General features: G+C 40.9%; 8 protein-coding genes. 1 reads left to right on the top strand and 7 read right to left on the bottom strand.

All coding sequences use genetic code 11. The features are described from left to right. Positions 1 to 96: 96 nt before the first annotated feature. From H6G26_RS11445 to H6G26_RS11415, 7 genes are all read right to left on the bottom strand, one after another. The gene (locus tag H6G26_RS11445) at positions 97 to 1494 is read right to left on the bottom strand and encodes a hypothetical protein (RefSeq protein ID WP_199326793.1); all 1398 of its coding nucleotides are present in this window, start codon (positions 1492 to 1494) and stop codon (positions 97 to 99) included. A gap of 40 nt (positions 1495 to 1534) precedes the next feature. Next, positions 1535 to 1819, bottom strand: a complete 285-nt coding sequence (locus H6G26_RS11440; RefSeq protein WP_242053670.1) for an acyl carrier protein — start codon at positions 1817 to 1819, stop codon at positions 1535 to 1537. 289 nt (positions 1820 to 2108) lie between these two features. Continuing rightward, positions 2109 to 3965, bottom strand: a complete 1857-nt coding sequence (locus H6G26_RS11435) for a fatty acyl-AMP ligase (protein ID WP_190729365.1) — start codon at positions 3963 to 3965, stop codon at positions 2109 to 2111. 2631 nt (positions 3966 to 6596) lie between these two features. Then, a complete protein-coding gene (locus tag H6G26_RS11430) occupies positions 6597 to 7484 on the bottom strand; it encodes a pirin family protein (RefSeq protein ID WP_190729364.1) in 888 nt (295 codons plus the stop codon). Positions 7485 to 7716: 232 nt separating this feature from the next. Next, entirely contained in the window at positions 7717 to 9114 is a 1398-nt protein-coding gene (locus H6G26_RS11425; protein WP_190729363.1) for an ATP-binding protein, read from the bottom strand. A gap of 31 nt (positions 9115 to 9145) precedes the next feature. After that, the gene (locus H6G26_RS11420; protein ID WP_190729362.1) at positions 9146 to 10810 is read right to left on the bottom strand and encodes an FAD-dependent oxidoreductase; all 1665 of its coding nucleotides are present in this window, start codon (positions 10808 to 10810) and stop codon (positions 9146 to 9148) included. Positions 10811 to 10875: 65 nt separating this feature from the next. Next, entirely contained in the window at positions 10876 to 11085 is a 210-nt protein-coding gene (locus H6G26_RS11415) for a hypothetical protein (RefSeq protein ID WP_190729361.1), read from the bottom strand. 132 nt (positions 11086 to 11217) lie between these two features. Here H6G26_RS11415 and H6G26_RS11410 point away from each other — a divergent pair, with 132 nt between their 5' ends. Beyond that, a complete protein-coding gene (locus tag H6G26_RS11410; protein ID WP_242053669.1) occupies positions 11218 to 11604 on the top strand; it encodes a hypothetical protein in 387 nt (128 codons plus the stop codon). Positions 11605 to 11627: the final 23 nt, after the last annotated feature.

Genomic DNA, 11627 nt, shown 5'->3' with positions numbered 1-11627 from the left:
AATAAACCTAGACGCCGAGAACACAGAGAACACACAGTAATAAAGAAGAGAGAGTTTTTGGGATATTTTTTATTTGGAATTCCCTTACAGATTGCTTTAACTGTCTTGAGCTAGAACCGATTTTTTGAACTCTTTAAAAACCGGAATATTGTTTTGAATTGCTTTGTCAATTGAGGCTCCAGCAGCCATAATCCCCATGTTACGGTTGACAGCCCACTGATAGTCTAGGCGATTAAATAATCTCCGCATCAATTCCAAAAGACTTTGATGATATTTAAGCCCGGTTTGAAAACCTTCGTGTTCTTGGCAGAAGCATTTTTCCATCCAATCAAGTGCTTCTTTTGTTTCCATCTCAAATAAAGGAGACTTCAAGAGCTTGTAGTAAAAGAGCATCAACATCTGGTCATCATAAACACAACGACCAGGTAAGACTCCAGAAAGTCCGCTCAAAAGGTTGCGTTGGATCTGATAGACTATCGAACCAGAGATAAATTTCTCGTAAGCAGTTGGCTTCGGGAAATCCTTATACATATCTCTGGCAATGGTTTGAGAGATTGTAGTATGGAAAGCCTCATCCAATAAGTGGTAATAAGAAACCGCTGTTGGGGCCGGAATATATTCGCCTTTTTGCTCTAACTCTCGGTAATACCTGACATAAGGATATTCTTGATTTTTGAGAATCGCATTAGCCGTGTAGCGCAAGGAATAGTATTGACACGCCATAAACGGCGACATACCCCAGTGAACAGTAAAAAACCGTAACCAGTGCCGGGGTGCGATTCGTCCTGCTAGTCCATCTGCTGGTGCAGGAATCGGCTCACCTTTTTCTTCTAAATTTCTCAAATACTGAGAGTAATACTGTTTCTTATCGCTCAACATTGTCTTAGCGATCGCGCTTAAAGTATTATCTCGCTGTATTGAAAAGGGAGAACTTCCTTGACTAGAGGTGAAATACTCTCGCACAGGTTGAGGAATCAAAAGATTAAGCCAACTATTATTGTCTTTTGCCGTTTTGCCATAAAGGGAATTACCCAATATGGTTTTGCCAACAATAGCCATTTTCGATTTGTAGCCTATCTTTTGAAAGGTGCGAATGTGGTAGCTTTCCTGCTCGGTTTCAAAGTCCAGTTCATCACAAAGTGTTTCATAGCCACCAACGGCACGAAATACACCAGACGTTACCATGTTGTAAATACTTGTACTGGCTTCGCTAACAGCAGTATGGTTATAATTTCCAACCCAATAAAGATGATTAAGGGCTAGTTTTTGGGTTTCAGAAGCAGCATCATAAAGAGGAGTCCCATACAGAAGCGAAAGGTCAGGTTTACTCCAATAATAATTGCTGTTTTTGGCGTAATTAAATTCTTGACCCAGTTCTTTGAGTTTCTCAGTATAATCTGAGTCTTTATTGTTTTTGTAAGTTTTTTCAATCCGATGGAAGTGCGTTGGCTCCTGCGCTTCTAATGGTTCGAGAGTCTTGTTTACAGTTACCATGATTTTCTCCTGAATGCACTAAATATGAAGAGAATTGAGATTATTTTTCAACTTTTAACTCTGAGACTAAATGCTTAACTAGAGCCTCAACAGTTGGGTAATCGTATAGTAGGGTTGGATCGAGTTCACATCCCAACCAGTCTTCCAAATCACCTGTCAAACCGACTGCTGCTGAAGAGTCTAATCCATAGCGGTCAAAAGGTATTGTGACTTCGATTTCGTCTGAATGAACTTCCAGCAAGTCAGCTAGATAAAGGACTATCCATGTTTGAATCTCTGCTGCTGTTGGGATCTGCTTGATTACAACTGTAGATGTGGTATTCAATTCAAGATTCTGCATTGTCATAATTTAAGTCTTCGTCTATGTAGATGTTTCAACAATCAAATGTGTTCAATTTTTCACTGCAACCATGCCTGTCTTAGGAATATGAATATTCCTAACCAAGCTAAAAAACTCTAGAAGATAAATGATCCCCGTATATGGAGCTATCTGCCACCACTGCAACTGAGCTTTTGTCAATCTAACTGGCAAATTAGCAAACATGATATGAGAGGAATGGCACGCCTTCTTCCCAGCCTGGAGGCTAGGAACCAGCCAACCAGCCCTTGCTAGTTTATAGCTGCTTGGTTGGTGTTAACTGCTTGAGAACAGAATCAACCTCTGCTTCTAAATCCTTAAACTTAGCTTTGTTCTGAGGATTCTCACTCCAATCCTCCATGACATCTAAGGTGCCGGTAAGAAACGCAGTTCGACAAGCTTGACGGCGAATTTTACCACTAGAGGTTTTAGGGATACTTCCAGTCCTGATGAGTACCGTAGCAAATATATCCAGTCCATGCTGTGCAATCACTGCTTGTCTCACATTTCCAAGAATTTCTTGAACGTTTAACTTCCGCAAGTAACTCCGCTCTACCTCCTGAACAATAACTAGTCGTTCGGAACCCTTAAAATCGATGGAAAATGCTGCTCCTGAATCAGGTTTCAGGGCTGGATGGCTCTTTTCAACACTCAGTTCAATATCTTGTGGATAATGATTTTGCCCTCTGATGATAATTACATCTTTGAGTCTCCCTGTGATAAACAACTCCCCATTTTGCAAAAATCCTAAGTCTCCAGTGCGAAAAAACGGGATTGAGGTTTCACTGTCGCTAATATCTGTATCTGCTAAATAGGCATGGAAACTCTTCTCTGTCTGCTCAGGTTGATTCCAATAACCTTGAGCAACACTCGGGCCTGCTACCCAAATTTCCCCAACTTGTTCAGACGCACACATCGTTAAGGATTGGGGATCAACAATGATCACCTTCTGATCAGAAGGACTTTGGCCACAACCTACTATTGTCTGGGTATCTTCCTGAGCCTTGTGCTCCTTGACAATTCGATTTTGCTCTAATGCTGCTTTTTCTACGTTGCAAGTGATTGGTAAAGCTGTTTTCTCACCCCCGGTTACTATCAGAGTGGTTTCTGCCATACCGTAGCAGGGATAAAATGCTTCCTTGCGGAAGCCACAAGGTGCAAAAGTAGAAGCAAACTGCTCCAAAGTCTCTGCCCGGACAGGTTCAGCACCAGTAAAGGCAACTTCCCAACTGCTGAGATCGAGAGTCGCTAACTGTTCGGGTGTCACCTTGCGAATGCAGAGATCATAAGCAAAGTTTGGTCCACCACTAGTTGTAGCTTTGTAGCGGGATATTGCTTGCAACCAGCGAATTGGTTTTTGGAGAAACTCAACTGGAGACATCAGAATGCAAGGAACCCCTAAATATATCGGCTGCAACACATTTCCAATGAGTCCCATGTCATGGAAAACAGGCAACCAACCAACAACAATAGTTTTGTCTGTATGTCCAAAGGCTTTCTCGATCATCCGCTCGTTATGCAGCAGATTCCCATGAGTGATCATCACGCCCTTTGGTGTCCCTGTAGAGCCAGATGTGTATTGAAGGAAAGCTAAGGTATTACCGTTGAGTTCCGGCGGTTGCCATGCTTGGGCTAGATCGTTACTCAAGTCATCGGTAGCTAGCCAATGCAATCCAGAAAGCTCTAAATCCTCTTCATTGAAGCTGGTTTGTAGGCTATGCAAAAGAGATTGAGAAGTAAGTACAATCTTGGCTTGGGCATCTGCCGCTATAGCCTGCAACCTGGACAACTTTTGATTTCGTCTAGGTGGATATGCAGGAATAGCAACAACGCCGGCATATAAACACCCAAAGAAAGCAGCAATAAACTCTATACCCGGTTGATATAGGAGCAAAGCACGTTCGCCAACTAGATTTAAAGATTGCATACTAGCTGCGATCGCTTGCGCTTGCAGATGTAGCTCTTTATAAGTCAACGATACTGCTTCTGTCTCTGTACTTTGTAAAAAAGTATAAGCTTTCTGTTCAGATTGATTTTTTGCTCTGTAACTCAGTAATTCTACTAAAGTTGAAAAATGGTGCTGCGTTATCAAGCCATTAGAATCAGTACTCATTTAATGTACCTCTCTCTATACTATTACAGTTCTTTTTGTAAGGTAGACATATTAAATCTGTGCCAAAAATCTGGATTCATAGCAGGCTTTTTAACACATTTTTAAGATGTTTACGCTAATAAGATTAATTCACCTACCCTTATAGGTTCTATTCTGCCTGTAGGCTTACTTTACAAAATTTATTTTTTTACTTTCTAGATTCAGATTACTCTTATTTCTTTAACAAGTCAATACATTAAATAGAGCAAACTGATATGTTTATGTGAAATTTATATTTGATCATTTTAATCTTTATACTCCTTAAAAGCTAAAACTTCGCATGAAAAATTAAAACCTAATACACCAATTAGGCTGTCGTATTTTAATTAGCTTCTTACAGCTTATTTCAAATTAATTAATAAAAGTACTTTGACTCTACAAGTTATAGATACAGCTCGTTTTAGTTGTAACTATTCGCTAAAATTACTAAATATTTGCTATTGTATTTTGCTATAAATTTACTTCAAAAAAATTGTTTTATCATTGTAAGGCTCATCCTTAAATAATAAATTCGATAATTTGATTTGCTCATAATATATTTTTTCCTAACTTAAATTATGTTACAAAGTCTGTTTTGTTCACTTTAAATATACATCAGTTAGCATTTGTATTTCTGTAATTTAATTACTAATTATTTGCAAATACTAAATAGCCTTAGTAGTTACAATTAACTAGGGCATTTTCTAAGTTAATAATGGCAATTGGCGTTGTATCCAACTTTGTAAACAATATTTATTCTGTCTTGTATTGCAGCCTTGGTAATCTTAATAAAGTTATTAGAATGAATGGAAAATCAGTCTGGGATCACACCGCTTAAAAAATTGCAGATACTTGGTACAGTTATCCGATGCTGGCGTGAGTTACCACAACAAGCCAGCAATAAATCCCAAAGTTCAAAGCGAAAGAATAAGCGATCGCGAATTGATACTCGAAAAACATAGATAGCACCTGCTCATCTTTAAAAACGGGATACAGGATTAAAAATTTTGATCTCTGTTTTCTATGTACATATCTTGCTTGGAATGCAATTATCCTGCTTTAACTCAAAAGAAATCATCAATGCGTAAACAAGTAATTCCCGCATATGTCTATTTCTCTTGATTGGAGATGTATAGGTGATTAAGAATCTACAGAATTCAGATTCGCTAACCTAAGTCGCTAGTTATTAAATTTCGCGTTTTTAGCAAAATGTATGCTGCCACATAAAAATTTACATTAGCAAATCTTATCTATTAAAACCCAAAATTAAGCCTCTTTGAGGTTTTAAAGATTGTAGCTAGCACCTATATTAGCGAGAAAATCAGCCTGGCGTGCTAAAATTTAAAAACGCAAATTTCGTGGCGAATTTGCAATTTTTTAATTAATAGAGAAATAAATTTATATATTAAGCCAAAATTTTGGTTATTAAGGCAAAATTCTAGTTTCAGTACTAGATTTGTCAAATAATCAGTGTTGTAAGCGTTATACCTTACAAAAGGTTGCTTAATTGAAGCTTGATTTTGAGGAAGTTTAAGTGTCATAATTGAAATTAGTTGTAGTTAATGGTAAAAGAGCAGATGCACGAAAGTGCAGCAGCTAAATTCTGAATTTCTCTTGCCCGAGATTTTGCAGAAAAATGCACAAAAACTTAACCCACAAAGGTTATTTTTTAGCAGCCTGATAAACAACTAAAACTGGGATGATCCCTCTAGTACTTTCGGAGGCTAGGGGGAAATGTCCTGGTTTAAGTCATAACTTAGATTTTACCTTGGTAGCATTTTGGATGTTTAAAGGTAAATCCAGATTTACTATGGCTTTTAGTTGATTTTTGAAGGAGAGCTACTATCTCAAGTAAATATTACAGCGATCTTCTCTAAAGATATCATGTGTATCTAAAGATATCATGTCATGGTTAACAACTACTACCTTTGAATAGATCCCTTAAAACACGAAAAATTAGCACATCAGGTAAATGGAATACTTATTCGTAAAGGAGAATCTGGGAAAAGGTAGATTGCACTGTTAATCAATTAAGCAAAGTCATTTTATCATCCTTACTATTTGCGTATCTACCGTTAATCTTTTTAGGGAGATCACCTTTAACAATACAGCTATTTGACGGTTAATGCAACACTTTTTAAGTAAGATTACTAGGTTTTAAGGAGCAGCCCTTTTAAATGTTGACAAATGAGATGTTATTTGATTCTTGTAAGAGGATAAACCTAAAGCTATAGGGATATTTTACAAGGTTAATTTTCTCTTTTTAAGATTTAAACTTTTATTAGTGTTTTATTTATCTACCTATAGACATAGAAGATTAGGTTTACTTCTATAACTAAAGGCATAGAATATATTAACTTTATTGGGTAATCAAGAATACAAAACCAACAAAGGTCGATGTATTTTAAAAAACTCAGTAAGTAAGTAAGCACGAAAAAACCTAACTATAAACCTATACCACTATTAAAGAAGGCAGTTATTCCTAGAGGAGCAAATCAGTTGGGGATTCGGTACAAGTTAGCGAACCACCTAACGCGTTGCTTCATGAGTTGCGACCAGTATAAAACCGATCGCAGGGATACTTCTACACAAATTTCCTTGACGGCGAGACTGTCAAGAAAAAGGATTAGCTTCTGTCACCACTTCTGGCAGTGGAATAAACTCTGTTTCATCTGGCACAGAAGCAAAGCGGCAGTCGCGCCAATCAGCTTTAGCTTGCTCTATTCGCTCTGGTCGACTAGAAACAAAATTCCACCATTTGTAGCGTGTACCTAACGGCTCACCCCCAATAACAATACACTGAGCAGCAGTAGTACCAGAAACCTTGATCTGCTCGCCTGGCTGTAAGATTGCGAGACGATATTGCTCTATTGGTTCATCATTAATCCTCAATCCTTCTGTGACACTGTATACTGCTCTTTCTGAATAATCAGTAGGAATAGTGAAGTGAGCATTGGCAGACAACACCGCATCTAAATAGAGGATAGGTGAGAAAACTTTCACAGGTGAGGCGTAGCCAAGTATTTTTCCCGCGATGAGTTTGATGAGAGTGCCATTCTCTTCCCAAGTAGGAAGGGTTTCAGCAGGATAGTGGATGAAGTTTGGCTCGGTTTCTTCGTGTTCAACAGGCAGAGCTACCCAAGTTTGAATGCCGTGAATGATGGCTTCATTGTAACGATCATGGTCGGGCGATCGCTCTGAATGTACAATTCCCTTTCCAGCTGTCATCCAGTTCACTGCACCTGGTTGGATTTCTTGCACAGTACCCAAACTATCACGATGCATCAAAGCACCATCAAATAAATAAGTCACCGTTGCAAGATTGATATGGGGATGTGGTCGGACATCAATGCCTTGATTGGGGCGCATAACGGACGGGCCAAGATGATCAAAAAAGATAAACGGCCCAACCATTTGGCGATTAGGATATGGTAAACTGCGGCGGGCAAAAGACTCACCCAGATTTTTAATTTCGGGTTCAATCAGTTGGAGGATTGTCATAAGTCATAAGGTAAATGCTAAAATTATTATAAGTATATATACTTGAAAACAAGCTGACCTTTTTAGTCCGTCAAAAGTCTTTCGTGTTATCCCATCCCCTTTTAGAGGATGTTTGAAAAGTCCTCTTGTCGGTATCAAAAGTTCTAAATATTAACTGGAATGGAATTGAAGCTAGCTTTTTACGTCAACCCCACACCCAGCAATTAATAAAAGCGCCGCCAGAATAAATGATTCATTGATTTGACAAAGGCAAGCAGATGGTGAAACAAGTTCTACCTGGCTGCGACTCAAATGAGAGCGTACCGTGATGGCGATTTTCTACAATCCGGCGAACGGTTTCCAAACCAAGTCCTGAACCACGCCCTACTGATTTGGTAGTGAAGAAAGGTTCAAAAATGCGGGTTTTAATTTCAGGTGGAATTCCACTACCAGAATCGATGATGTCAATATGGGCAAAGCGATCGCAATGGTGTGTTGTAATTTCTAGCAGTCCTTTACCCTCCATTGCATCAATGGCGTTGTCAATTAAGTTTGTCCACACCTGATTCAGTTCGCTGCCATAAGCCAGGATTTTAGGAATATGTTGATCGTAATTGCGTTGTACTTGGATGCCGCACTTGAGTTTATGAGCAAACAATCGCAGGGTATCTTCTAAAGCTTGATGCACATTTACTTCTTGCTGAACGCCTTGGTCGAGGTAAGAATAAGACTTCATCGCTTGCACAAGTTCAGAAATCCTCTCGGCTCCTCGCAAACCATGTTTAATCATTGACATGACTTCAAAGGAGAGCGATAGCCAGTGCAATCCCATTTCACGCAATTCAGTGCCGTCATTGCGCCAACGTTCCATCATCTGATCTAAGGTTTCGACCTCAACACCGCCTTCGGCTAAAGGCTCTGCTAATTTCCATGCCTGCTTCACACCATAATCTTCTAACCAATCCAGCAACACGGTTTCGCGATCGCTTAGTGTCACTGGATCTAGACGATTATTTAAAATCGCATCATAGCCTTGATCGCGCAATCTCAACCAGTCTTGAGTATGCGCTTCCTCAACGTTGCGTTGCCCATAAACTAAGTTCATTCGTTGTAGCTCTAAGATCGCGGCTGGCATTTCTCCTAAAGTCCGAACGAGGGCTGAGGCTGGGTTGTTAAGTTCATGAGCTAGACCGGCGGCAAGTGTCCCTAAAGCTGCCATTTTTTCTCGCCCCCGAATAAAAGATTCTAGCCCCCGCAGACGACGTTCCATAATCCGGAAGACCATCCGCTCAAAATCACGACATTCATGCAGCAGCTTACGGAAGTCGTCTGGCTTAACTTCATAGAGGTAGCAATCTTTGAATGCCCGCATTGTCACAGGTGCAGGCTCATCTGTGAGGACTGGAATTTCACCAAAAAAGGATGGGGCTTCGTGTTGCCCAATGGGAATTTCAACTCCTTCAGTGCGGCGGGTAATATTCATTTTTCCTTTGATTAGGATAAATAAGCCGCGTCCAGAGTCTCCCTCATGCACCAACACTTCTCCGGTACGGAGTTCAACTGTACCAGCGCGATCGCACACCCACTCCAATCGCTCTTTAGGAAGCCGTTGAAACGGGTCTAAGTTGATCAAGTCTTCAATACACAACATTAATCAATCTCCTTAGTTTTTCCCGATCTAGCTAAACATTGCTTAGATAGCGGTGAACAAATTGAATGGCGATCGAACCTTCACCCACACCAGATGCCACCCGCTTAATTGACCCGGAACGCACATCTCCGGCTGCAAATATGCCAGGAACGCTGGCTTCTAGTAAGAAAGGTGAGCGTTCCAAACCCCAACCTGGATGAGGTTTGCCATTGTGCATCAAGTCGGGGCCTGTAATGATAAACCCCTGAGTATCGCGTCGAACAACACCATCAAGCCAATCAGTTTTAGGGCTAGCACCGATAAAGATAAAAAGCGATCGCGCTGGTACGGTTTCAGTTTGTCCCGTGTTGGCGTGTTTAATCACAATTTCTTCTAAAGAATCATCTCCCTTCACTTCCACGACGCTGCAACTTGTGCAAACTTGGATATTCTCAGTAGCCGCAATCTGGTCAATCAAGTATTGGGACATACTCAATGAAAGCGACTCACCCCGCACCAACATGATCACTTTGCTGGCATACTTAGAAAAGTGCATTGCTGCCTGTCCAGCAGAATTTGCCCCACCTATTAAGTAAACTTCTTCATTGGTACAGGCGATCGCTTCAGTCATAGCAGCACCGTAATAAACTCCCGCCCCTGTCAGCTTCTCGGCTCCTGGGACATCTAGCCAACGGTAGGAAACGCCAGTTGCAACTAAAAGTGCATGGCAACTAATCTCGCTGCCATCCGCCAATTGTAGAACCCGATAAGGATCTTGTAGCTTGACTCCAGTTACTATTTGAGGAGTAAGAATTTCTACCCCAAATCGCCGCGCCTGAGTGACTCCCCGCCTGGCCAAATCACTGCCGCTTAAGCCAACAGGAAACCCCAGATAGTTTTCAATGCGTGAACTCGTACCTGCTTGTCCACCTGGTGCTTCACGCTCAATTAAGACAGTACTCAATCCTTCAGAAGCCCCATAAACGGCGGCTGCTAGCCCAGCAGGGCCACCACCCACGATCGCTAAGTCATAAAATGGGCGCTCTGCCTGGGTTTGGAGTCCAATTTTAGCGGCAATCTCTAAATTTGATGGTTGGATTAATCGGGAACCATCGGGAAACAGCACCAGGGGCAATTGCTGTCTGCCATCAGCTTCTGCGTATTCCACTAATTTTGCTGCATCCGGCTCCAGTTCAATATCCAACCACTTATAGGGAATCTGGTTACGCGCTAGAAAGTCTTTCACCTGATGGGAAAAAGGCGACCAGCGATTACCAATGACTCGAATCCCTTCAAAGGGTGGGCGGAATCCAGCTAGCCAGTCATCTAGCAAATCATCTAAAATCGGATATAATCTTTCTTCTGGTGGATTCCAGGGCTTAAGTAAATAGTAATCAAGTTTGGCACTATTAATTGACTTAATCGCAGCATCCGTATCTGCATACGCCGTCAGTAAAGCACGTTTCGCATCAGGAAAGATGCCTTTTGCTTGTTCAAGGAACTCCACACCTCCCATTTGGGGCATTCTTTGATCCACCAAGAATAGAGCAACTGCTTCATTCCGTAATTTGAGTTGCTGCACCGCGTCCAGAGCAGTAATACCGGAATCTGCCCGGACAATGCGGAAGCGATCGCCATACTGATGCCGCAAGTCTCGTGATACTGCTTGCAACACTTCTGGATCATCATCGACAGTTAAAATTGCAGGTTTCGCCATAACTACTGTTACTTAACAATTGCAGTGCCTAAGCTGTTGTCTTCAAAAACTTGTCGCCCAAAAACTTATTGTCCAACCAATTTTTTTAAACGAAAGTATGCCTCTTCTGGTGTCAGTGCTTCTGATTTACTTTCATTAGGTATATAAAATACCCAGGTATCAGGAAAGTAATGCACCACAAAGCTGGGAATCAAACCCAAGTTTACTGCTTGCTTTCCGAGTTTCTCAGCTTGTTCTTCTAAACTAAGTTGGTCATGAAATGGGTGTTCAGCCATACTTTTCATCTCCCTACACTTTATATAGATGATCCCGCATGAGCTAGTGCGAAAGTGTGCCCCGCAGCTGAAATTTATGTTTTAAAGTGGGAAATAGTTTGATAAACAGCGTTTGTTAACAAACCAATGAAAATGTTAAGGTTCCTTCTGCCAGTCCTGTTGCTGCTAGGTACGCCTGCGATCGCAGTTGAGTTCAAAGGCCAGAATATCGATGGTCAAAAGTTGCCTGCGAGAGCTTACTATTATGCAACTGGTGGGGTTTATAAAGTTCAGGTACGCTTTCATAAAAAACGAGCCACAATTTACTTTGATGACGGCAACCAAATAACTATACAGCTGAACCAACAGGTAATCACTGACTCAAACAATATTGAAGGTTTTGGAAAAATAGGGCAATATCCTGTAAATAATATATTCAGTGTTGGGTTGGTATATGGCAATAATTGGCCCAGCACGAGTGATAGTCAATTGCAACAGCCCAATCCGCTAGAGGGGTTGTGGAAAATTAGTTTGGAGTGAACCTCAAAGCCGTGGTAGTCAAT

It is taken from the genome of Nostoc sp. FACHB-888 (assembly GCF_014696655.1).
Lineage (GTDB): Bacteria > Cyanobacteriota > Cyanobacteriia > Cyanobacteriales > Nostocaceae > Nostoc.
Note: the sequence above shows the minus strand (reverse complement) of the source record. Positions and strands in the feature narration are given on the sequence as shown.